A 22,636-nucleotide genomic window follows, 5' to 3' on the forward strand; every position below is an offset into this window, starting at 1 on the left:
GCATTGGGAAATAGAGGAAATGAAGAAAAAAGACAGGTTTTGCGGTTGAAAATGGTATATTTTTCTTGTCGAGTTTTTCATTTTCTTTAATAAAATGTGCCCAATGATTAATTTTTCTATAAAAAGTGTGACATAATGTTAAAAAGAATATTGCACGGTCCATATTCATGCTGATAAATAATTAACTGAATTGTAATATATTAAAACTCTTTCATAATAGAAAAAGATACAATAAGTCGAAATATTATGAAACTTGATGAATCCTGAGGAATGTTTATGCATAAGAACATAAATTGAAAAATAATGTACTTATAGCTTTGACCTTGCTGGTTTTGAATGAAAAAAGTATCCTTTCAAATAAAGAAAAGGACTAGTGAAAAGACAAAAGTCGTTTCCCTAGCCGCTTCAACGAAATTAATGATGGAGTTTATCAAAGATTGCGTCAGTTAAAATTGCAAAGTCTTGAATAGGCAGAGCCTCTCCACGAATACGCTCGTCCCAGCCCAAAGAAGTAATGATTGCGGTAAGTTCTTCTTTGGATAGATTTAAATCACCTTGATTGTATAAGCTATTCAGCAATGTTTTCCTACGCTGACCAAAGGCACATTTCACCAAGTGGAAAAACAAATCTTCATCTTTGGTGATAACCTTGCGTTCTGGAAGAACCTTAAGGGTAATTACCGCAGAGGCCACCTTTGGACGAGGCATGAAGCAAGAGGGCTGAACAATCATATCTAAATTCGCATCGCAATAATATTGCACTGCAATGGATAAGGCTCCATATTCCTTTTCCTTGGGGCCCGCTTGCATGCGTTCTGCCACTTCTTTTTGCACCATGACTGTAATGGAATCAATATGCCGTTCTTTTTCCAGCAAGTCCATTATAATTGGGGTGGTGATGTAATAGGGAAGGTTAGCAACTACCTTAATAGGCCTGCCGTTATTCTTTTCAGCAATAATTGCATCTATATCTGTTTTTAAAATATCCTGATTTAAAATTGCTACATTTTCATAACCCGTTAATGTTTGCTTTAAAATGGGAATCAGCGTTTTGTCAATTTCCACCGCAACCACTTCTCTAGCATTTTCTGCCAAAACTTGAGTGAGAGAGCCAATGCCTGGGCCTATTTCCAACACACAGTCCTCTTTGGTAATGTCTGCACATTGGGAAATATTATCTAAAATATTCGAGTCAATGAGAAAATTTTGCCCGAAATTCTTCTTGAACGTAAAATGATTCTCCTCAATAATCTGTTTTGTTTTTGAAGGGGTGGATATTCGTTCTGTCATGCTTGCCTCCTTTATGCGCCAAAGCCTAAGCGGCCTAATAAGCCGAAGGATAAAATGGATACGATAATTCCTGCAGTAAATACGCCCAATACAATGAAAAAGAAAGATTTTTTGGGATCCAGGTTAAGTAGTGCGCTGATTAAAGCGCCCATCCATGCCCCTGTGCCTGGTAGGGGAACTGCAACAAAAAGAAATATGCCCAAATACTCGTATTTACGAATTTGCTCACTTTTGGCATTCGCTTTATTTTCACACCATGCAACAAAGTTGCGTAAGGGTGTTTTTTCCAATACTCTGAAAATATAGCGGATAAAAAGCAAGATAAACGGAATGGGCAGTAGATTACCAATCAACGCGATGATGAAAGTTGGCAGCCAATCCATTTGCATTGCAAAACCTGCAATAATACCGCCTCTAAGCTCCAGAATCGGCAGCATGGATACGATGAAAACAATAAATTCCCTTGCGATGGAACCTTGTAAATTTGTAACAAACCAGTTTGCGATAGTTTCAGCCAATTGAATTCCTCCTGAAAAAGAGCATGGGAGAGACCCATGCTGATTTTTACCATACTTTGAATCTATATTATATACTAATATGATAGTTGAAACAACAGATAGTTATGAAAAAAATATTAATCTTTTCTTTCAAGTTCTTTTGCAGTTTTGTATTGAAATTATGGTATTGATAAGGTTATAATATATCAATAGGAATATATTTACTTTCGATAGTATTTTGTGAAATAAAATGGTGTTTTATTAAGATAGATATATCATTTTTTATATATATTGAAGGGGTGAAGGGTTTGACAGAGGAATTAAGAGCGCAACTGATGGGCGTTAAACTGACAAAAAAAGAAAAGCTTATTGCCGAATTTATTTTGGACAATTTTGCGGAATCTTGTTTTATTACTTCTACCGATATTGCAAAAAGGCTTCATGTCAGCGATTCATCGGTAATCCGATTCACAAGGACACTGGGTTATTCAGGATTTATGGATTTTCAAAAAAGTATTAGAAAGACTTATACTGAAAGAATCAATAGTGTTTCAGATAATATTACAGTGCCTTCGGAAAGGCTTAAGCTGTCCATTAGCAAGTTAGGGCAAAGCGATATTGTAGAAAGCTATTTTTCCAATGTGCTGCAAAACTTAAAATATTCCATTAATCATAACGATACACTGGCATTTGAACGAGCCGCAGGGCTTATTGCCGGAAGTAAGCGGAAATTTATAGTTACTTCCAGAGCAAACACCTGTATTGGGGATATGATGCTGTTGTTGCTAAAACATTTATTGACTGATGTTTACGAAACTAACCACCCAGCCTTGAATGTCATTGACCATATCTGCGATATTACAGAGAACGATTGCATTATTGCAGTCAGCTTCCCCAGATATTCCGAAATGGATTTATTGGCGGCACAAATGGCTTATGATGCAGGGGCGAAGATTATTTTGATTACTGATAAGGCAAGCTCTCCCTTGGCTCAGTATGCAACCCAGTTGTTGACGGTGAGTGTGGACAGCAATACATTCTTCAATTCCTATGTCGGAGTTTTATTCACCATGGAGTTGTTATGCTCTTTTATCAGCAGAAAGATGGGCTATTCAACAGAGGCGAAATTACAGCTTATTGATAAATATATTTCCAAAGTTGGTCTCTTTTAGAGAAGATCTGGGATTGTTTTAATACTATTGTCTAATGAAAAGAAGTACATATTTATTAAATATAAAAAGAAGGGGCCTAATATCTTAGAGCCCCTTTTTTATATTTTTATAGAAAAAACCTTAATATCGGTGGTTTACATAGTCATCAATTAAGGATTTTCGGCTGCCTTCGCTGAAAACACCTTCTTCCCGAAGGCATTTTAAAATGAATGTACTGGTGGAATGAAGAATGATATCCTCTTCCTCGATTACAATTTCAAAAAGCTTTCCCTTAAGATATTTACTGTGCACCTTTACAAAGTAGGCCTCTGTTCCTCTATAGTCAAGCATCCGTAAGACCGCGAGGGTTGCTTTGTCCTTTTTATGGTAGTAATAGCTGCTTTGTTCCAAGGAATCTTGTTTCAGTTCATAATCCATATCTTTTGTAGTGCTGATTGTTTTTTGCTCTTTTGCTAAGGCGTTGTAGTATTGGTAGTTAAATAATGCCTTTTCCACAGTATCCATATTTGTGAAAGGCCCAATGTTTCCATAGACTACAGCCTCATAGTTTTTTTGGAGATATTCCTTTTTTGTCATATCCCCTTTGATGTATTGGTCAATCAGACTTTGCCGGTATTTGAAATATTTTTGGATTGCATTCATGCTTTGCCTCGCTTCCATCCATTCCCTGTGGCTTTCTCCTGATTCATCCTGTTACAATGAGGGGAGAACAATTAGGGAGAGGATACATATGCAGACTTTTTTAGATTTTTATCAAAGGGTAATTCAGCCCAAAATTGCAGCGATAGATATTTTTTTAAAAACAGAGACGCAACCATATGCACAAGAGCAGGTTTCAGAGCTGTTATGTCTGTCCGCAACAGAGCTTTCAAATATATTGGAACAAGAAAAACTTGCAATTATAACAAAAGGCACTTTTTTACACTTAATGCAAACAGGGCCATCTCTCATCTGCAAAATGTTTGGCAGAGAGCTTTCCCGAGGAATGTCGGCTTCCTATACACCACAAGAGATTTCATACATATATGACTTGGAACTGAAAGATGTTGAAGCCGCCGCAGAAAAACTGGGTAAAAACTGTTTTTTACCAGCAGAGCTGCCACTTATTTTTGGAGAAATTGTTATATCTGATAAACAATATCGGCTGTAAGCTTTTCGGCCGCTTCTTTGCCTGCAAAAATTTCAACAAGTTTTAAAGCAAAAGGAATTGCTGTACCTGGTCCGCGGGAAGTAATGATATTTCCATCAACACATACTTGATTTTTGGATGGAACCGCACCAAGCAGCTTATTTTCCATGCCTGGATATATAGTTGCAACTTTGCCTTTCAAAAGGTTTAATTCGCCTAAAATTAAGGGGGCTGCACAAATTCCACAAACAGGTTTTTGCTCCTCATAGTAGCTTTGAATTAAGCTGCACAGACCTTGATGAGCCAGAAGATTTAGAGTGCCTGGCATGCCTCCGGGCAAAACGATGCCATGGGCTTTATTGGCTGCTGCCTCATCAAAAAAAATATCCGCAGTGTAACAAATATTGTGGGCACCATTTACTTGCAAGGATGAACCGATGGAAACAAATTTTGCATTTACTCCAACACGGCGCAGTAAATCTAAGGGCGTTACCGCTTCCATTTCCTCAAACCCTTCTGCAAGAAAAATATAAACAGTTTTCATGGGCTTAACCTCCATTTATTGAATTGAAAAAAGCATATTAAACTTATTATATTCGAAAAGCCAAAAATTATCAAGAATGCCCTTGACACATTAGTAGGGTAGGAATTATGCTGTAAAAAAACAATATGGGGTGGTTATTTGGAAATTGAAAAAAAATATTTAACTAAGGAAATTCCCTTTTCCTTGGACAATTTTTTGTGCAAACAAATGATACAAGCTTATATTTCCTTTCAACCAACAATACGCATTCGTAAGAGCCAAGAGCAGTATTTTTTAACAGTTAAAGGAAAGGGTCATGTGGCAAGGGAAGAATTTGAGATTGAGATAAATCAGCAGGAATTTGATGGTCTTCTCAAAAAAACCGAGGGAAATTGTGTTAGAAAAAAGCGGTATTATATTCCCGTTGAGAGTGGTTATATGGCTGAGCTAGACCTTTATGAGGGGGAATTAGAAGGGTTAATGACAACGGAGGTGGAGTTTCCAACACTAGAGGAAGCGGAGGCATTTGTTGCCCCAAGTTGGTTTGGAAAGGATATTTCTTTTGAGATGGGATACAAAAATACAGCACTTGCCCTTTATGGAAAGCCAAGAGAGGAAGCCTAGATAGAGTTAAAGCCGTATCTGCTTATGGATTCTCTTTATATTAAAGGTGAACGTTTTGATGAAATTTTTATGGTTATCATTTTAGATGCATTTAGTAATTTTATCTCTGTGTACGAATAAAGGGGGAATCTAGTATCTCTTTATCTTCAAGATTTGCTTTTTTCTTTTACTTTCGTTTAACTAAATAATATCAATTATCATTTATGTTGTGTTTACGGCATCCTTTGGGGATGCTTTTTTTCATTTCATGGTCTTTTTTATTTTTGATATGCATAAATTATAGCGATGGACAAGTGACAAACGAAGGGGAGAGGCCGAGTATGTATAATAGAAGATATGACAAGGTGTTTTTGATGCTCAGACAGGAAACGGCAGGCTATGGCTTGGGTCAAAGAGCACCTTGGGGAAGCTGTGTAATGGAGATTAAAAATGGAACGGGAAGAATCAGCCTGACGGTACAAGGCTTACGCCCGATTCAAAGAGGAAGATATGCTGTGTATGCCATAGCCGGTGAAAAAGAGAAGCAAACAAACCTTTTCTGCGGTGTTTTGGTGCCAGATGCAGCGGGTCATTGTGAATTGAAGTGGGACTTCAATCCGGATCGTCTTGGGGAGAGAAATGCTACCGTGGAGGATTTTAACACAGTTGCAGTTCTGGCAGAGACCGATGGAGGGTTTTCTGCGCCATTGACTGCGTATTTTGTGAGCAAGACAGATTGGCGTACATATTTTAAAGAGCCTGCAAAACAAAAAAATGAAGGGCACCAAGAATTGAAAAATAGAAAAGAAGGGGCAAATGTAAAGAGTATAGACAAAATAAGAGAAGTCGAAAAAGCAAGAGAAGCTGAAAGAATAAGAGAGGCTGAAAAAGCAAGAGAAGCTGAAAGAATAAGAAAGACTGAAAAAGCAAAAGAAGCTGAGAGAATAATTGCGGAAGCTGAAAAAACAAAAGAAGCAGAAAGAATGAAAGAAGTGGAAAAAGCAAAAGAAGCAGAAAGAATGAAAGAAGTGCCTCAAGGACCAACCTTAGCGGCGGCAGAGGCAATGGCAATGAGTGGACTATCCTTTGGACTCCCAAAAGTGAACTGGAAAAGAGATGGGATTAAAAACGATGGGGTAGAAAACGAGACTGTAAGCCAAAAAGACGAGCCTGCTTTAGCCAAAGAAACCAAAAAAGAAAGTTATCACGGTAGTTTCCGTGGACTTTTGGAGAAATTCCGAAATGAGCTTGAGGAATTGCAGGAAGAGGGGATTTTTACTTCTAAAGAAATGGAGCGAATTGAACGGGCAGGACGGAGAAACCTTCATAAGAGTGAAAATGTGGAGATTGCACAAACCTTGGAAACGGATTCTGCTGAAAAAGAAGTGGCGAAAAGTGTTGTTACCAGCTCAACACTGCAAGAACCTGCAAAGGTAGAACTATCTGTAGAAGATTTGCCTCAGAATTCATTTGAGGAAGTAGTAGAGGATAGGAATGCAACTGTACAAGAGTTTTTGGATAGATATAAGCTGTTGCAAGACAATACCAATATTTATCCCTTTGGGGAGGATGATACGCCGTGGAAATGTATTTCCATCGAGGAGATGGTACTTTTGGAAGGGATTCCTTTAGCGTGGATGAAAGATTTTTTTGTTATCAAAGCAATGAAAAAGTATCATCATCTTATTTGGAAGCCTCAAAATGATGGGTATTCTATTGGTGTACCAGGTACCGAGGAATTACCGGACCGTACAAAAGCTACAAAGCTAGGTTTTGGGGAATTCAGAAAAATGGATGATGGAGCTTTAGGTTATTGGATTTTTACAAAGAAATAGACTTGCCTTTCCAAGCGTTCAATAGTAAGATACCTTTATGAGATTTTATAGGATTAAAGGAGAACGCTATGAGAATCAGAAAGAAGCCTTGGGCAGAAACAGAGCTTGAGAATAACAGCAGAGTTATTCAGGATGCACCCACAAGAAAGGGAAAGTGGGCAGAGTTTTTTGGAAATGATAATCCAATTTATGTAGAAATAGGATGTGGGAAAGGGGGCTTCATAACAAAGAACGCCCAAGCATATCCTGAAAATAATTATATTGGTATTGAAAGACAACAGTCGGTGGTTGCCCTTGCGGCAAGGAGGACAGATACGGAGCTGCCTAATTTAGCTTTGATTTGGGAAAATGCCGCAAACCTTTCAGATTTGTTTGAGGTGGGGGAATTTCAGAGGTTATATCTGAATTTTTCCGATCCATGGCCGAAAAAGAGAATGTATAAACGTAGATTAACCTATCGTGGATTTTTACAGAGTTATCGTCAGATTATGGGGGAGCATGCCGAAGTATTCTTCAAAACGGATAATCGGAATTTGTTTGAGTTTTCATTAAACGAATTTTGCGCTGACAACTGGAAGCTTTCAAACATTTCTTTAGATTTGCACAATAGCGATTATGAGGGAAACATCATGACGGAATATGAGGAGAAATTTTCCTCTCAAGGAATGCCTATATACCGTTTAGAAGCAAGGTATGATAAATAGAAATGTGTTTTTAGGAGTCGTTGCAAGCGGCTCCTTTTTCCATGCAGTGAAAACTTTTGAGAAATAGAGAGTGTGAAAGAATAGTATAACTGCTTTTAAATAGATTTTACACATTATAATATTGCATTTTTCCAAACAAAAAGCGGCTATTTTCATTCAGGTAAAAATAAGCCGCAAAAAATTCCATATCTTATGTAATTCAATTATTTTGTTCCTCAGGATTAGGTTCCGGAAAATTTTCTAACCTAGCTTTAAACTCAGTGGGAATTGGGTCATCACTCACAACTAAGGACGTTAGAAAGGAACCATAGAAATGACTTACGTTTTTACGCCAATTTCTGCAAATTTGCTGTGCTTGTTGCTTGGAAACGACTGAAACACTGATTTCCATTAAAGGCGCTCCATCATCATCGCATAACCCACATTTCACAAGAAAATCACCGTTAAACTCCGGAAAGTAGTTGGCGGTGACTGCATATTCAGCACGAATACGCTTGCTGTTTTCCTTCACATAAACGCTGATGTCTTCCTTTACACTTTCACTCACATGATTTTGAAAGTAGTTAATAACATCTTCACCATCATCAGTAAGGGTATATCGAGTGTTGTTATGTTCTTTTGATTTTTCCAGCCAACCTGCATCTACCAATTCAGCCAGATACTGCTGTACGGAAAAATAATTCATATATTCTTTATTTAACAAAAACTGACATATTTCGCTGTTTGAAAGGGAGATTCCCATCTTTTGCACCAGATGCAGTATAATCAATTTATGTTCCGCTAATTGTCGAATGGGATCAGCCACTGTTCAGGTCTCCTTTCAAAATATTATATATTTTAGCATACAATTTCAAAAAAGGATAGAGTAAATTTTATCAATTATAAGTATCACCCTGATGAATTTGCTTTTCCTTTAAGAATTGATGCAGTCGATTTAAAACATCACGCTTGTGTAAGCTCCATAAGGGTGCCAAAAGAATGCTTTTATCACCATCACCAGTTAAGCGGTAAATGATAATATCAGGGCGCAAATGGGCGATACATTTTCCAACAATTTCCACGTAGGCATCCTTTTTTAAGGGAGTATAAGCCCCTGTTTCGTAAAGAACTGCCATGTCTGTGTTAGCAAGCACATGCATGAGCTGTAATTTTATGCCGTGAATGGGCAGATGGTTTAGAAAGTAAATGGTGGATAGCATATCCTCCGAAGTTTCCCCAGGAAGACCCAGAATAACATGGGCTATGACAGGGATATGCAGTTGGTGCAATCTTTTCACAGCTTCCACAAACACATCATTGGTATAACCACGGCGAATAAATCTTGCACAATCCTCATTTGCCGTTTGCAATCCCAATTCAATCCAAAGCTTTGTTTTGCTTGTAAGCTCTTTCAATAATGCCAATACATCATCATCCAAGCAATCAGGACGAGTTGCAATGGAAATGCCAGAAATACCTGGCTGAGCTAGTGCTTCTTCATATTTTGCCCGCAAAACATCAATGGGGGCATAGGTATTTGTGAAGGCTTGAAAATAGGCAATATAACATGCATCAGGCCACTTTTTCTGGGTCTGGGCTTTGCCTTTTTCAATTTGTAGTGAAATGGAAAGGGTGGAATCCTCCGCAAAATCCCCTGAGCCGCCCTCACTGCAAAAAATGCATCCTCCTGTGGATAGGGTACCATCCCGATTGGGGCAGGTAAAGCCGCCATCCAAAGAGATTTTAGCCGTTTTTTTCCCAAACAGGTTTCTGTAATATTCATTCAGGCTTCGATATGGGTATTGAGCCATTTGGGAGTGCTCCTCTCATGGGTCTAGCAAAGATTTTTTTGCCGCAATCCGTCACATAGGTTGATGACGGCATGCCATTTGCCCTCATCCTCTGCAGTATGGCGAATTAAAAGAAGAAAATCTGCCTTACTGCTTTCTAAAAAGGAATGGGTAAAATAATTAGTATCCTTCTCCTTATAGGCAGATAAAAAAAGCTGAAGACTTTCCTCGGTAATTGCCAAAGGAATACAACTTTCCATTTGCAAAAGGATTTCCTCAACTGTTTTATTGCCGCAGGGACACTTGGCAAAATAGTAATAAAAGCTGCGGCTATCAAAAAAAAGTACATGGGCAGGCGGGAAGTTTCTCCCGTCTGTCATAGTATCACGTAGTAGATCTAAATAGCCATGGAGTTCTTTATGGCTGATTGATTGCTTCAAAATAATCACCTCAAAACCTTTGGGTTTTAAAGTAATATGTGCTTGATTGAGAAAAATAATGATGTCAGTTTTTTACTCTATCCAAAGCTTTAATTCTTGTAATAATGCAGCGTTGTTTTCTGGAGAGAGTATACAAAAGCGCAGATAAGACTCGTCCAAGAAAGTGAATGAAGAAGCATCACGGATAAGCATTTTCTTTTGAATTAATTTTTCAAAAAGCTCAGCAACAGTGATTTTATTTGTTAGAAGCTTCACCAAAATGAAGTTTGCCGCAGAAGGGAATGCTTTCACATTTTTCCAAGTGGCAAGTTCTGCAAATGCCTTTTTTCTTTCATCGGAAATTAATTTTTGTGTGGTCTCATGGAACAAGGTATCTTGGAATATTTTTTCCCCTGCAAATGCCGCCAGACTATTCACACTCCATGGGTCTTGGTTCGTTTTTAACCGATCCAAAAAGCTTTGGCTGGAAGAAACACCATAGCCCAAGCGAATGCCGGGAGCGGCAAAGAATTTTGATGTACCACGAACCACAAATAGATTATCAAATTTTTCTACCAAGGGAATGGCACAAATTTCATCTAAATTATCGGAAAACTCTATATAAGTTTCGTCTATCATAACGGATGCACCAATTTGTTTACAGTGCTTTAGTACCTCTTCAAGCTGATTGGTGGTGAAGGCAGAACCGGTTGGATTATTTGGATTACAAATAACCAGCATACCGATTTCCGGTGTTAATGCTCGCAGCAATGGGGGCAAATCGATAAAAAAATTATTTCTTTCCTCCAAAGGAAAATAGGTGAAAGAGCCCCCACAAAGGGTTACTTCTCTTTCATATTCGGAATAGGAGGGACCAATGATGATGCTTTTTTTTGCATGAACAGTTTGTATAAAAGTAGAAATCAGCTCGGTAGAGCCATTTCCAACAACAATATGCTCTGTGCTTGCCCCTGTATATTTCGCAATGGCTTGCCTTAAAGTTGTATATTTTTTATCGGGATAAGTAGAGATAATACTTAAGTTTTCCGCTAAAGCTTTTTCCGCAGTTTTAGGAAAACCAAGAGGATTAATATTCCCGCTAAAGTCAATAATTTCACTTTTCGAAATACCGTATTTTCTTTCAATGGCGTCTAAATCCCCGCCATGCTGATGAATCAGTTGCATCATCCTACGCTCCTTTGTTAAAAAATCTCATCTATTTTTTCTATTTCAGTTACTTTAGAACTTTGTCTCTTAATGCGAGGATAGAGAATAAAAGGGTCTCCTGGGAAGATATCTGTTACTTCCAGTATAATTTGGTTTGTTTTTTCAAAGGTTAATGAAAAAACCGTCCCTTTATCCAAATATAAATCCTCAAGGGTTTTCTCTGTGGTTTTATTTACGCTTCGTTTTGAACCATGAGGGGAGTAATCCAGAGGAAATTGATTTTCATCAGGGACGGAAAGAATAAAATCCGTAACCTCATCCACGGCAAAAGCAGCTGCTAGGTCGTGGCAGAATTCATCCAAAGGGGTCGTTGTGGCAATTTCTATGGTTTTCCAAAAATCAGGATCCTCTCTCATAGAAACCTGTATTGTAAGAATATCCTTATCAGGACCCATGTAAAAAACCTGTTCAAAATGATTGATTTCTGTCTCCCGCTCTAAAGCTTCCAGAATTTCTTCATAAGGAAGCTTTTCGGGCATATTATATTTCTCGTCTTCGTCACCAGGATCGCCCCAAATGGCTTTTCCTAGAGGAGTCAGAGAATAATAGCTGGGTGGTGTGAATAGTTCTGCACCAATATTATGCTCCATTATCAGCAAAGCAGACAAATTATTAACCAAATTAAAATAATGAATAGGGGTAAAAGAGATTGGGCGAAGCATGCCAAAAAAGGCGCTCATAGGAAAAATAAACCACTTATCTATCATGATACCCGTGAAAAGGAAAGAAGAAATAATTGCTTTGTCATCTTCCGTTAAATCAGCGGGCTGGGCTTTCCAAATTTCCTCAATATCAATATCCACCTGTTTATAAAATTGTATAAAAATTTGATCTGTTTCAGTGGGTGAACTCAGGCAATCCTTAAAAAAAGAAGGTGTAGCGATGCCATGATCCAAGTCCATTGAAATGGAAAAACGTTCGGATGCCAGTTCGCAAGCTGCTTCCGCCGCTATTTTTAAAATTTCTTCGTTGGTTTGGTCAAAAAAGGTATCACAATAGGGTGCACGCTGTACCTTTTTTGTATGAATTGCGGGCATATAAACAAAAAGCCCTAATCTCCACGCAAGGCGTGTTAAATATTCCAGATAAAACTCGCTTTCATGGGCAAGCTCTTTTAAAATGATGGGCCTATCTTCTTCCAAAAAAAATAGATTTTCATCCATCTTACAATCAGGAATACAAAAATCTGTAATTCTACGCAAATCTTCCACGAAAGGGTGCTCCGCTAAAGAATAGGTAAGAAGGGTAAATTCAGATTCTTTTAGTTCTTGTCCCTCTGGGGTTAAACGAAGGGTATATATATATTCCTTGCCCTCATCTTGGCTATTTAAATCTTGTCCCACAATGTTAGCGGGGGATAAAAGGGTATCCGCTGCAACGGCGGTATAATACCATTTCGTGAAAGCCAAAGGGGCTGCTTCTTTTAAACCTTTTTGGCAGTAAGCATCCATATGGGCAACCATATCGGTGTAGCCGTTTAAAAACAGGTTCAGCATTTGCTTGTGCCGAGTCTGGGTGGTTTGTTCATATTTCATGAAAAAGCTCCTTTTGGGGATATGTTTTAATGCAAAGACTGCAGGTTTTGCTTCTGCGTCGTTTTCATCCACGGGGATGAGTCTGCTAGGGAAAGTTTGAATTCAAATCATAGAAGAAATCTCTTCTTTTTATACTAAAATTTGCAAAACACCCAATAACTGAGACTACATTGACTATTGACAAAAAATAAATTCCCTATTAAATTTGGGAATCAACAACAATTACCTGAAAAATCTTTCTTTTTAGTATTGTTTTTCCGTTTCACTGTAAATATAATCAAGAAAGACATCTATAATGCTACTTCAAACCGTGTGCAAATGCAAAGGGAAATTTCCGGTTTTTAGCCGGTATATAACGAAAGAATGGAAAAAGTTCTTTGATTATTTGCCCACTGATATGAAATTAGCGAATCTTTAGATTTTCATTGTAACAGAAAAAAGAGCAAATTGAAATACGAAAAAGGGTAAAATACTTAAGCAATTTGCACTGTATGGATACAGAGAAGGTTTTGTTTTTGTGCAAAAGACAGATTTCCAGAAAGTTATGAAGAAATGTAATTGAAGATGTTGAAACGGGATATAAAATATGGTATATTCCTTGTATTGAAAACAAATGTTTTCGGTAAAAAAACAGGAGGAGAAAAAGTGAAGGAAGATAAAAATTTTTTTATTGTGGATAAAAGTGTGCTGCCTGAAATATTTTTAAAAGTAATGGAAGTGAAGAATCTTTTAGAAAGCAAGAAAGAAAAAACGGTTCAGGATGCGGTGAGTAAGGTGGGTATCAGCCGCAGTGCTTTTTATAAATATCGGGATGCAGTGCATCCTCTTTACGAGAACACAAGGGGAAAAACAGTTACCCTTTCTGCAAACTTAGATAATACACCCGGTCTTTTATCGGCAGTGTTAAACAGTATTGCAACAGAGGGGGCAAATATTTTGACCATTAACCAAACAATTCCCATTAACGGAATTGCTAATGTCACCATAACCATTGAAACCAATGTGATGCAAGGAGATTTCAGTCGTCTGATTAATCGTATAGAGGGGCTGCAGGGGGTGCAGTCTTTGCGGATTATCGGCAGAGAATAAACTTCTAAAAGCTTGTTTTTAGAGGGGACATTTTTAGCAGGCTGTGAAGAATCATTTAAAGAGGCCTTGGTCTTAATGGGATTAAGGAAGATAACTGGGTTTATAAACAGGCTTTCAGGATTGGTGTTACAACTGTAGTTTTGTGTCAACATTCATGATATGACTGGCTCCTCTTGTAGGAGCTTTGTTTTGTCCAAATTACTCCTGTGAAAAAGTAATTTATTGAAAAAACATATATTTTCATGTTGTAAGAAGTGGAGGATAGTATTATGATACATATTAAGATTCCTGCTACATCGGCAAATATGGGCCCTGGTTTTGACTCAATCGGTGTTGCGCTGGAATTGTATAACCACCTTTGGGTGGAAGCGATTCCCCAAGGGCTGAAAATTGAAGTAAAGCGTAAGCAGGAAATCGAAATTCCTGTGGACGAAAGCAACTTAATTTACCAGACCATGAAGTACTTTTATGATCAAAAGGGTCTTGAAATGCCTGGTGTACACTTGATTCAGGAGGATTATATCCCCATGGTGAGAGGATTGGGCAGCAGTGCGGCTTGTATCGTAGGTGGCTTGATTGCAGCCAACGAATTGGCAGGCAGACCTTGCGATAAAGAAGAGCTTGCGCAGATGGCTGCAAAGCTTGAGGGACACCCTGACAATTCCAACCCTGCAATTTTTGGCAGTATGGTGGTGGGGGCGTTGGATGAAGAAAAAATGATGCATGTACGTCTGGCTTTGCCGGAGGATTTGGTTTTTGCCACCATGGTTCCTTCTTTCCCTGTTTCTACAGCGAAAGCCAGAGGGGTTTTGCCTGACGGGTATACTCGTGGTGAAGTTGTTTTTAATGTATCAAGAGGTGCTTTATTGGTAGCATCTATTATGAGTGGTAAGCTTGAAAACTTGTCTATGGCTATGGAGGATAAAATCCATCAACCCTATAGAAGTCAACTGATTCCAAACATGGATGAAATTTTTCAAAAGGCAAAGACGTTTGGCGCGCTGGCATCCTATTTAAGTGGTGCAGGTTCTACGCTTATGGCTATGGTGAAAAAAGAGCAGTCAGAGCAGTTCCAAAAACATATGTCTGCCTATTTAAATACCCTTCCCGACCATTGGCAATTGACGCTTTTAAAGGCGGATTTAGAGGGTGCAAAGGTTGAGACAGAATAACAGGAGGAAAGAACGATGTTAATTGTGCAAAAGTATGGCGGCAGTTCTGTTGCCAATGCAGAGAGAGTCTTTAATGTTGCCAAAAGAATTTTAAAGGCCAAGGAAGCAGGAAACGATATAGTTGTTGTTTTGTCTGCACAGGGAAAAACTACAGATGGGTTGATTGCTAAAGCAAAGGAAATCAATCCCAAAGCAAGCAGAAGAGAAATGGATATGCTTTTGGTTACAGGTGAGCAGCAATCTGTAGCTTTAATGGCAATGGCAATCAGTGCTTTGGGTGGAAGAGCAGTATCTTTAAATGGTGTTCAGGTTGGGATTGAAACAACCAATACATACAGCAACGCAAGAATTCGTAAGATTCAAACAGAGCGTATTGAAAACGAGCTGGAAAGAGGAAATATTGTTCTTGTTACGGGCTTTCAGGGTGTAAGTACCCAGGGTGATATGACAACTTTAGGTAGAGGCGGCTCTGACACTTCTGCTGTTGCCCTAGCAGCGGCGTTGCATGCAGATGTTTGCGAGATTTATACAGATGTTGATGGTGTATATACTGCGGATCCCAGAGTGGTGAAGGATGCGCAGAAGCTTGATGAAATCAGCTATGACGAGATGCTGGAATTGGCATCTTTAGGAGCAAAAGTTCTGCATTGCCGTTCGGTTGAAGTGGCAAAGAAATACAATGTAAAGTTATCGGTGCTTTCCAGTATGACTGATGCAGAAGGTACAGAAGTGAAGGAGGAATGTAAGATGGAAAGAATGCTGGTTAGTGGTGTGGCGGCTGATAAAAACGTATCCCGAATTTCGATTATGGGTATCAAAGATGAGCCGGGCAAGGCGTTTGAGATTTTTGCTTTGATGGCGAGAGAAAAGGTGAGTGTTGATATTATTTTGCAGTCAACAGGTCATGACGGAAAGCAGGATATATCCTTTACAATAGGCAAGGATGATTTAGATATTGCTTTAAAAGCATTGGAAGAAAACAAAGAAAGATTAACAGCTGAAACGATTCTTCATGATGATAGTGTTGCAAAGTTATCCATTGTTGGTGCAGGTATGGCGACTAACCCCGGCGTAGCGGCAATGTTCTTTGAAGCAATGTATGACGCAGGCGTAAACATACAGATGATTTCTACTTCAGAAATCAAAATAACTGTATTAATTTCTGAAAAAGACATTGATACTGCAATGATAGCAGTTCATGATAAGTTTAAGAATGCTTCTGTAAATATGAGAAAGAACTGATTCCATTATAAAAAGGTATCCTTAAGTATGATTAAGGGTACCTTTTTATCTGACTTTTTAATATGAGGTTTTTTCAGGGATACAAAATTTTTGTTCTAAGTTCATCCAAATTTAAGGAAGATTAATCATCACAGCCATATTTATTCATAAAGAAATAGTGTTGCTGATTGAGATAATCACGGGCAATATCCAAAGCTTCACCAAAACGCTGGAAGTGAACAACTTCACGTTCACGAAGGAAGCGAAGGGGTGCCAGTACGTCAGGGTCATCGGTTAAATCAATAAGATATTCATAGGTGCTGCGGGCTTTTTGTTCAGCAGCCATATCTTCATACAAATCTGTGATAGGATCTCCTTTTGATTGCAATGCGCAGGCACTAAAGGGAATACCAGCTGCGGATGCAGGGTAAACGCCTAAACCATGATTTACATAGTAAGCATCAAGCCCGGAATCGATAATTTGTTCCTTAGTTAAGCCTTGGGTTAATTGATGGAAGATGGTTGCCATCATTTCTGCATGAGCGAATTCTTCCGTAGCAATGTCGTTTAAAGTAGCTTTTGCTTCGGGAGTGACCATGGTGAATTTCTGGCTAAGATAACGTAAGGAAGCCCCTAGTTCACCATCGGGTCCACCATACTCCAATAGGGTATCATTCTTCACCAATGAGAAACAGGGATAAGCTATTGTTGGTTTTATCATAGACCATTTTTTCTACAATCTCTTTAAACGCCGCTCTTTTTGCTTCCATACTCACCCCTTCATTCTGTAGCAAGGTGAGTATATCTTGAGGTTTATCATATGGAGAAGTGTTTCCAAAGGATTGTTGTTGTTTTTCCATGAAAGACTTTCTTTTCTCTATTAGTTGTTCTAGCTCAGTGTCAGTCTCCAGCTTAGTTTTTTTGTATTCTTCTAAGGTATCGATGCCTGCCAAGTATGCCTCTTTTGCTTTTATCATTCTTTTTTTTGCTTTACAAACCAAGTGATCGATTGCTTTTGTTTCATCAATTGCTATATTATGTCTAGAGACATGATAAAGCTCTCTACCTTCGTTTCCCATAATTACTTTTTCTATTGATTCAAAAAGTGCCGGTAAAAGACGATTTGAAGATAAGGAGTGGGAAATATGGCATTGACCATGGTTATAACCACCACATTGCAAATGGAATGCGTCTTTTTTTTTATAATTTCCCGATATTGCTAAACTACGGCCGCAGGCAGAACATTTGACCATACTACTAATCCAATGCTTTCCTTCTGTTTCCGGACGCTTATGAGAATAATGGGTTCTTTTTTCTTTTGCTATACGCATTGCGGCGGCCTCCCAAAGTTCTTCTGAAACCAATGGTTGCCAAGACCCTTTTGCAATTACGCTATGGGGATTACTAAAATCTCTGCAGATTCGCCCTGTTGGTGTCCAACGGGAATACCCTTTATAAACAGGATTGTTTAAAATATATTGCACTGTTCTATTTTCAAAAAGGCCGCCACGGTGGGTGCGAAAGCCCATTTGGTTCAGATGACGGCTGAGAGAATACATACTTTCTTTTCCCAAAGCGTAAGTTTCAAATAGAAAACGAATCATAGCCGCCTCTTCTGGAATTGGGGTTAGGACTTTATTCTCCATGGTATATCCGAAGGGTGGAGGTGCTTGATATTCTCCCTGATGTGCTTTTTTTACCATAGTTTTTTTGACCTCTTCCGACAAATTCAGTGAATAATATTCAGCCATAGCCTCTAGCATCGATTCATAAATAACTGCAAATTTATCATCCTGGGGGATGGGTTCTTTTACAGAAATTACTTTTATACCGTCTTTTTTTAGCAATGCTTTATATAGAACTGCATCCTCTTTATTTCGGGCAAAACGGTCGTATTTATGAACAATAATATACTTAATTTTATTTTGTTTCTTTCGTGCATGGCGAATCATTTCTTGAAAACCGGGTCTTTTTTCTGCACTTCTTCCTGAAATGCCTTCGTCTTTAAAAATAAACTCCTTTGGTATATATAAACCATTTTTTTCAGCATAAGAAAGGATTTCATCCAGCTGTACAGCAGGTGAATAATCCAATTGTTCATCTGTGGAAACACGTATGTAAGCAGCAGCAAGAATCATAAAAAGACCCCCTTTCTTTTTTTGTATGGTAAGAAAGAGGGTCTTATGCTTAAATTGAGTTACCTAAATACATGAAAATGCTATGTAATATGAAACACTACACTTTTGGATGGCTCAATGGGATGTATTGATTCTACTAATTAGTTTGCACTTTCTTCTTCGGGAGCCCCACCAAAGGAACTGTTCAGATCATCAGCATAGGATAGAAGTCCTCCGGTAATGCCATCAGCAAGATCCTCCGTAGGAATGATTATCCAGCCTGTTTCCTTTTTTTCTAATTGGATAGTCACTTCAGTTTCTTTTAATGTGTCTTTATTTGCTTCAAGGGCTTTTGCAAAAGCTTCATTTTGTTTTGTCTCTAATGCTTCTGCATCTAATCCGGAGAATGCCAAAGAAAGCAATTCGCTGAACACTTCTCCCATAACAGTTTTCATATCAATATTTTTAATGGTAGTTTTCACAGTCGCTGTTGAATCTTTTACCTCTGTAGAGACTACTTTATAGGTAAGGTTTTTTAAAATGGAATTGATCAGAGTATTGGTTGACTCATCCTCTGTCTCTGAAAGAATTTCATCATTTTCTTCATTTACATAGGCTTTTGCGGATGTAAGATCTCCATTTTTAAGGGCATCTAAGTAACTGGCTACTACTTTTTCTGGTGGATCGATTTTTTCTCCACAACTAATACAGCTAAAAGCCATGATGAAAGTAAAAAGTACTGCTAAAGATTTTTTGAACATAGTTTCCCTCCGAATAAGTTAAATAATTTTTGTCTCTTTAAATATAGTAGTACTGTAAATCTTTTTTATGCTTTTTTCTTGAATATGAAAATTCAGTCTGGATGACTTTTATTTTAGGAATCTCCTATGAAGTCAATGACAAAATACCTCCTTATTCTAAATAGTGTATCATAATATTACAAAATATTCCATGGTGAAATATATCGTATATGATCCTCCCAATACGCATAGAAGATTTAGAAAGAAAAGGAACAAGATCTGGCTGCTCAACGCAAAGCATAGGACAATACTTGGGGAACATACCTTGAAACAGGAGGTGTAGGATATGCAAGAACCACTGAAAGTTGATATATATGTCCGAATGAAAGATAAGGTGATTCCTTATGAAACATTAAGCCATGATGAAAAAATAGCATTAGGAATTCAATTAAACCGAAGGGGAATGCAGGCTGCCGCAAGGGCAGAGGGTTATGAATTGGAATTTTTTAATCCACCAAAGCTGGAGCGTGATGTTGATAAGAAGGAAGGCACAATTTTGGGGTAGTTATATGGTTAGGTTAGCGGGGATTGAAACAATTACAAAACGTGAAGATAAGAATAGGTGGAAGTTTTGACTTACCCCAAGAAAAATTTCCGAGGTAATTTAGAAAGTATCGTTGCAAAAAAAAGGAGCCGAAGCCCCTAGGTTAGTTTCTTTAGTCATCTCCGCGGAGTAAATTCTCTGCGTAATCCTTTAAGTTTTCCATGGTACGAACACCATTGGCTCTTGTGCTGATTTGTTCGCGAACATAATCAGGGAGCTTATCAAAGTATTGTTTCGCATTTTTATCATTTTGGAAAAGATCATACATATCACTATATTTCTGCATTTTTTCACCTCATATTTATTTTTATAAATCTTGTAAATCTGCAGCAGGCATATTATTTTCGATGTTATCTCTAGCTAAATCCGTATCAATGATTGGGTATGATTTGGAGATGGGTGTTTCAACTTCACCATCTACGGGAAGTTTTCTTTTCTTTTCATCCATGTATTTCACCTCTGCTTTAGGTTAACCAAAAAAGAGACTTTTATGTTGATTTCTATGATGAAAAACTTTAAGGATTTATCATTTCAATAAAAAACCACTCCGAAGAGTGACTTTAAAAATTTCCTTATCTGAACAGCTGTATTAAACAACGTCAGTTTGTGTTCTGCGTACCAAAATAGCAGTGATGGCATCACTTAATAAAGATAAATCAGCACTTAGAATTTCCAATTCGTCATCGGAAAGGCATTCGGATATTTGGCATGCCAATAATGAAATTGCCACAATATCAGGACAGTTTTCCATGGTTATCACCTCAATGCAATATATGAGAATGAGGAGTGAATTAAAACAAAAATTGAAAAACTGTTTAATGCAAGGTATCATTTATTAAAAAGGTTATTAGATTTTAATCAAGCTGAATATGGTGCAACAAGTTGTTGTTTGGAAAGAGAAGCATCTATATGTACAAGCCGAAAGAGTAGCCACTAAGGTTTCAGAGGAAAGCCATTAGATAGAATGGAAGCAATATCACTCCGTTTAGACTTACATTGCACTATATGTAAAAATATGGTATGTTATACTGGATTACAGATAGGAGGGGATTTCATGAAGAAAAAGATGTTTATCGGGATAAGTATTATATTAAATCCTATTGTTGCAGTTGCATTTCCCATAGCATTTATTTTTACCACTGATTTAGATTTGAGACTGTATTACCTATATACAATTATCATTTTGTACCTTGTTTTCATTGGAATTAGAATCTTTCTTCTTAGGTGCCCTCATTGCAAAAATGGAATTCTACCGGAGAAGTGGGTAAAGGAGGGAGATTCCCTGATCAACAATTACGGAATTGAATAGAGCCAGAATGATATCTTGAAACTGCTTCATGCAAAATATATATAGGTGGAAAAATGAAAAAGGCTCGTATATAATGACTCATAATGGTGGTTTTATTTTACCACAACAATATTTTAAAAAGAATTGGGAGGAAGAGAATTGAAGGAAAATCCAACACACTCTGCACTTATTGTTATAGATATGGAAAATGGTTTCATAGAAGCCCAAAGTGCCCACTGTATACATGGTGCACAGGAAACAATTCCTAACTGTGTAAAAGCAATTTCTATTGCTCGAAGCATTGGTATTCCAATATTTTTTGTAAAACGAATTTACCGCGCAGATGGCAGCGACGTGGAATTGTCACGTTATGAAAAATGGAAGGAAGGGGGGCGTGCAATGACACCCGGATCACAAGGATTGAATAGTGCTCAGGCTCCTGAGGGACTGAAGCCCAGAGCAGGGGACTATACCATCATCAAACCCCGCTGGAGTGCTTTTTTTCATACAGAGCTAGATTTAATTCTGCGGCGTTTGGATATAAAGACTGTAATTTTGATAGGCACAACCACGCCAAATTGTATTCGAACCACTGCCTTTGATGCAGATTCCTTGGAGTACAATGTAGTTATTTTAGAGGATTGCTGTTCATCTCAGACGGAGGAAATTCAAAGAGCTAATATAGATGATCTTCGGCGAATGGGTGCTGTGATTATGGGATGTACAGAGTTTGAGAAGTATGATGCGGGGAACGCTCCTAATCTACAAAAACAGGTACATGCAGAGATGATGCAGGATAATCATGCGCCGGAGCCTTTCAAAGAAAATCATTCATGGACAGATTTATGGTGATATACTTCAAACGATATTACTGTGAAAATAGATAGTTTTTATGAAATGTAGGAACAATGAATTCAAGTGATTGGAAAGAAAAAGGTGGAATGATTTTTTTGCGGTGGACATATATCCCAATGGAGTATGGGCCACCATACTGTTCCAACATGATTTTAGCTAAACGGCCATCTGGCTTTTTAATTTTAATGGGGAATTCCAATTTCTTTTCATAAATCCACATTTACATACACTCCTTTCCTGCAAAAGAAACATTCGCTTCTTTCTGCCAAGGCCAAGGGTTATCTTTCCATTGCCAGTTTTTTGTATCAGCGGCATAGCTGCGGAAGGAACAAAGCGGGCCGAAATTTTCTTCATATTTTAGGCGAAGGACATCTGCAGCCGTAATGACCTGATTATACGTATCAATTGCTTCAGTATTATCTGGGTGGGTGTTTAAAAATAGACCTAAGTCGAGAGAGATAAAATCTAACTCCATTAATTTTGTCAACATATCATCTTGTGTCATTGTTTAAACCTCCTTTGCAAAGCGATATAGATGCCAACCTGAACAATAAGGTACTACTAAATCATAGAAAGCTGTTCCGCATACAAGGCTTTGGGCTTGATCCATGGGCTCCATATAAGGCTGAAAAGGTACATATGCCTGTGCCAATTCCATCTCTTCTTCAATGATAACACTATAATCGGAAACCATGTTATTGGGTTTTTGACCAACAGAGGTACAGTCGCTGGGAACGAAATTTTTACACATTTCCTTCATAATGAAATGCCTCCTTCTTCAATTTACAATATTATGATATGGGGGAATATTGATATAGTGCAAGGACTAAAAAGACGAAATTACCTT

29 protein-coding genes are annotated in these 22,636 nt (G+C 38.0%); 11 read left to right on the plus strand and 18 right to left on the minus strand.

Annotated elements, in window-relative coordinates:
• Positions 1 to 414: 414 nt before the first annotated feature.
• Positions 415 to 1,290: a 16S rRNA (adenine(1518)-N(6)/adenine(1519)-N(6))-dimethyltransferase RsmA gene (gene rsmA / locus NE558_RS13250; RefSeq protein WP_256150614.1), complete on the minus strand. Its 876-nt coding sequence runs from the start codon at positions 1,288 to 1,290 to the stop codon at positions 415 to 417.
• An 11-nt stretch (positions 1,291 to 1,301) separates the two neighbouring features.
• Positions 1,302 to 1,808, minus strand: coding sequence for a COG2426 family protein (locus NE558_RS13255; RefSeq protein ID WP_256150615.1), 507 nt, complete (start codon positions 1,806 to 1,808; stop codon positions 1,302 to 1,304).
• A 287-nt stretch (positions 1,809 to 2,095) separates the two neighbouring features.
• Here NE558_RS13255 and NE558_RS13260 point away from each other — a divergent pair, with 287 nt between their 5' ends.
• Complete coding sequence (locus NE558_RS13260; RefSeq protein WP_305145074.1) at positions 2,096 to 2,959, plus strand: MurR/RpiR family transcriptional regulator; 864 nt, start codon at positions 2,096 to 2,098, stop codon at positions 2,957 to 2,959.
• Between the two features lie 120 nt (positions 2,960 to 3,079).
• Here NE558_RS13260 and NE558_RS13265 read toward each other — a convergent pair whose 3' ends face one another.
• Positions 3,080 to 3,601, minus strand: coding sequence for a DUF6648 family protein (locus NE558_RS13265; protein ID WP_256150618.1), 522 nt, complete (start codon positions 3,599 to 3,601; stop codon positions 3,080 to 3,082).
• Between the two features lie 88 nt (positions 3,602 to 3,689).
• On the opposite strand from NE558_RS13265, the gene NE558_RS13270 reads away from it, so the two are divergent.
• Positions 3,690 to 4,109 (plus strand): hypothetical protein, encoded by a 420-nt coding sequence (locus NE558_RS13270; protein WP_256150619.1) that lies wholly within the window; start codon positions 3,690 to 3,692, stop codon positions 4,107 to 4,109.
• Here NE558_RS13270 and NE558_RS13275 read toward each other — a convergent pair.
• Positions 4,081 to 4,632: a DJ-1 family glyoxalase III gene (locus NE558_RS13275; protein WP_256150620.1), complete on the minus strand. Its 552-nt coding sequence runs from the start codon at positions 4,630 to 4,632 to the stop codon at positions 4,081 to 4,083. The genes NE558_RS13270 and NE558_RS13275 overlap by 29 nt on opposite strands.
• 138 nt (positions 4,633 to 4,770) lie before the next feature.
• Between NE558_RS13275 and NE558_RS13280 the strand changes: the two genes are divergently transcribed.
• From NE558_RS13280 to trmB, 3 genes are all read left to right on the plus strand, one after another.
• Positions 4,771 to 5,235: a CYTH domain-containing protein gene (locus NE558_RS13280; protein ID WP_256150622.1), complete on the plus strand. Its 465-nt coding sequence runs from the start codon at positions 4,771 to 4,773 to the stop codon at positions 5,233 to 5,235.
• A gap of 320 nt (positions 5,236 to 5,555) precedes the next feature.
• The gene (locus NE558_RS13285; protein WP_256150623.1) at positions 5,556 to 7,049 is read left to right on the plus strand and encodes a hypothetical protein; all 1,494 of its coding nucleotides are present in this window, start codon (positions 5,556 to 5,558) and stop codon (positions 7,047 to 7,049) included.
• A gap of 68 nt (positions 7,050 to 7,117) precedes the next feature.
• Positions 7,118 to 7,753: a tRNA (guanosine(46)-N7)-methyltransferase TrmB gene (gene trmB / locus NE558_RS13290; RefSeq protein WP_256150624.1), complete on the plus strand. Its 636-nt coding sequence runs from the start codon at positions 7,118 to 7,120 to the stop codon at positions 7,751 to 7,753.
• 199 nt (positions 7,754 to 7,952) lie between these two features.
• Here the strand turns inward: trmB and NE558_RS13295 are convergent, their stop codons facing one another.
• The 5 genes from NE558_RS13295 to NE558_RS13315 all read right to left on the minus strand — a co-directional run bounded on the left by NE558_RS13295 (position 7,953) and on the right by NE558_RS13315 (position 12,703).
• Entirely contained in the window at positions 7,953 to 8,558 is a 606-nt protein-coding gene (locus NE558_RS13295) for a DUF4364 family protein (RefSeq protein ID WP_256150626.1), read from the minus strand.
• 70 nt (positions 8,559 to 8,628) lie between these two features.
• Positions 8,629 to 9,543 (minus strand): TIGR01212 family radical SAM protein, encoded by a 915-nt coding sequence (locus NE558_RS13300; protein ID WP_256150627.1) that lies wholly within the window; start codon positions 9,541 to 9,543, stop codon positions 8,629 to 8,631.
• Between the two features lie 23 nt (positions 9,544 to 9,566).
• On the minus strand, positions 9,567 to 9,962 hold the full coding sequence (locus NE558_RS13305; protein WP_256150629.1) for a hypothetical protein: 396 nt from the start codon (positions 9,960 to 9,962) through the stop codon (positions 9,567 to 9,569).
• Positions 9,963 to 10,034: 72 nt separating this feature from the next.
• Positions 10,035 to 11,129, minus strand: a complete 1,095-nt coding sequence (locus tag NE558_RS13310; protein WP_256150630.1) for a pyridoxal phosphate-dependent aminotransferase — start codon at positions 11,127 to 11,129, stop codon at positions 10,035 to 10,037.
• Between the two features lie 14 nt (positions 11,130 to 11,143).
• Positions 11,144 to 12,703, minus strand: a complete 1,560-nt coding sequence (locus NE558_RS13315) for a hypothetical protein (RefSeq protein ID WP_256150631.1) — start codon at positions 12,701 to 12,703, stop codon at positions 11,144 to 11,146.
• Between the two features lie 645 nt (positions 12,704 to 13,348).
• On the opposite strand from NE558_RS13315, the gene NE558_RS13320 reads away from it, so the two are divergent.
• The 3 genes from NE558_RS13320 to NE558_RS13330 all read left to right on the plus strand — a co-directional run bounded on the left by NE558_RS13320 (position 13,349) and on the right by NE558_RS13330 (position 16,206).
• Entirely contained in the window at positions 13,349 to 13,792 is a 444-nt protein-coding gene (locus NE558_RS13320) for an ACT domain-containing protein (protein WP_256150632.1), read from the plus strand.
• Between the two features lie 269 nt (positions 13,793 to 14,061).
• A complete protein-coding gene (gene thrB / locus NE558_RS13325; RefSeq protein ID WP_256150633.1) occupies positions 14,062 to 14,964 on the plus strand; it encodes a homoserine kinase in 903 nt (300 codons plus the stop codon).
• Between the two features lie 15 nt (positions 14,965 to 14,979).
• On the plus strand, positions 14,980 to 16,206 hold the full coding sequence (locus tag NE558_RS13330; protein WP_256150634.1) for an aspartate kinase: 1,227 nt from the start codon (positions 14,980 to 14,982) through the stop codon (positions 16,204 to 16,206).
• 121 nt (positions 16,207 to 16,327) lie between these two features.
• Here the strand turns inward: NE558_RS13330 and NE558_RS13335 are convergent, their stop codons facing one another.
• From NE558_RS13335 to NE558_RS13345, 3 genes are all read right to left on the minus strand, one after another.
• Positions 16,328 to 16,906 (minus strand): manganese catalase family protein, encoded by a 579-nt coding sequence (locus NE558_RS13335; RefSeq protein ID WP_256150635.1) that lies wholly within the window; start codon positions 16,904 to 16,906, stop codon positions 16,328 to 16,330.
• Complete coding sequence (locus NE558_RS13340; protein ID WP_256150636.1) at positions 16,857 to 18,323, minus strand: recombinase family protein; 1,467 nt, start codon at positions 18,321 to 18,323, stop codon at positions 16,857 to 16,859. The genes NE558_RS13335 and NE558_RS13340 overlap by 50 nt, the downstream gene beginning before the upstream one ends.
• 140 nt (positions 18,324 to 18,463) lie before the next feature.
• A complete protein-coding gene (locus NE558_RS13345) occupies positions 18,464 to 19,063 on the minus strand; it encodes a hypothetical protein (protein ID WP_256150637.1) in 600 nt (199 codons plus the stop codon).
• A 325-nt stretch (positions 19,064 to 19,388) separates the two neighbouring features.
• On the opposite strand from NE558_RS13345, the gene NE558_RS13350 reads away from it, so the two are divergent.
• Positions 19,389 to 19,607, plus strand: coding sequence for a hypothetical protein (locus NE558_RS13350; RefSeq protein ID WP_256150638.1), 219 nt, complete (start codon positions 19,389 to 19,391; stop codon positions 19,605 to 19,607).
• Positions 19,608 to 19,758: 151 nt separating this feature from the next.
• Here the strand turns inward: NE558_RS13350 and NE558_RS13355 are convergent, their stop codons facing one another.
• The 3 genes from NE558_RS13355 to NE558_RS13365 form a co-directional block, all read right to left on the minus strand.
• The gene (locus tag NE558_RS13355) at positions 19,759 to 19,932 is read right to left on the minus strand and encodes a hypothetical protein (protein WP_256150640.1); all 174 of its coding nucleotides are present in this window, start codon (positions 19,930 to 19,932) and stop codon (positions 19,759 to 19,761) included.
• Positions 19,933 to 19,953: 21 nt separating this feature from the next.
• Complete coding sequence (locus NE558_RS13360; RefSeq protein WP_256150641.1) at positions 19,954 to 20,094, minus strand: hypothetical protein; 141 nt, start codon at positions 20,092 to 20,094, stop codon at positions 19,954 to 19,956.
• A 141-nt stretch (positions 20,095 to 20,235) separates the two neighbouring features.
• Positions 20,236 to 20,397, minus strand: a complete 162-nt coding sequence (locus tag NE558_RS13365) for a DUF6774 domain-containing protein (protein WP_256150642.1) — start codon at positions 20,395 to 20,397, stop codon at positions 20,236 to 20,238.
• A 303-nt stretch (positions 20,398 to 20,700) separates the two neighbouring features.
• Here NE558_RS13365 and NE558_RS13370 point away from each other — a divergent pair, with 303 nt between their 5' ends.
• Together NE558_RS13370 and NE558_RS13375 are read left to right on the plus strand one after the other, a co-directional pair.
• A complete protein-coding gene (locus NE558_RS13370) occupies positions 20,701 to 20,955 on the plus strand; it encodes a hypothetical protein (RefSeq protein WP_256150643.1) in 255 nt (84 codons plus the stop codon).
• Positions 20,956 to 21,093: 138 nt separating this feature from the next.
• Positions 21,094 to 21,786 carry a cysteine hydrolase family protein gene (locus NE558_RS13375; RefSeq protein WP_256150644.1) on the plus strand — a complete coding sequence of 231 codons (693 nt, stop codon included), beginning with the start codon at positions 21,094 to 21,096 and terminating at the stop codon, positions 21,784 to 21,786.
• Between the two features lie 16 nt (positions 21,787 to 21,802).
• On the opposite strand, the gene NE558_RS14640 is transcribed toward NE558_RS13375, so the two are convergent.
• From NE558_RS14640 to NE558_RS13390, 3 genes are read right to left on the minus strand one after another with little or no spacing between them, the layout of a single operon-like run.
• Positions 21,803 to 22,009: a manganese catalase family protein gene (locus NE558_RS14640; protein WP_330643493.1), complete on the minus strand. Its 207-nt coding sequence runs from the start codon at positions 22,007 to 22,009 to the stop codon at positions 21,803 to 21,805.
• Positions 22,010 to 22,294, minus strand: coding sequence for a spore coat protein CotJB (locus NE558_RS13385; protein WP_256150645.1), 285 nt, complete (start codon positions 22,292 to 22,294; stop codon positions 22,010 to 22,012).
• Positions 22,295 to 22,297: 3 nt separating this feature from the next.
• The gene (locus tag NE558_RS13390; RefSeq protein WP_256150646.1) at positions 22,298 to 22,549 is read right to left on the minus strand and encodes a spore coat associated protein CotJA; all 252 of its coding nucleotides are present in this window, start codon (positions 22,547 to 22,549) and stop codon (positions 22,298 to 22,300) included.
• Positions 22,550 to 22,636: the final 87 nt, after the last annotated feature.

The sequence above is a fragment of the Anaerotignum propionicum genome, from assembly GCF_024461735.1.
Lineage (GTDB): Bacteria > Bacillota > Clostridia > Lachnospirales > Anaerotignaceae > Chakrabartyella.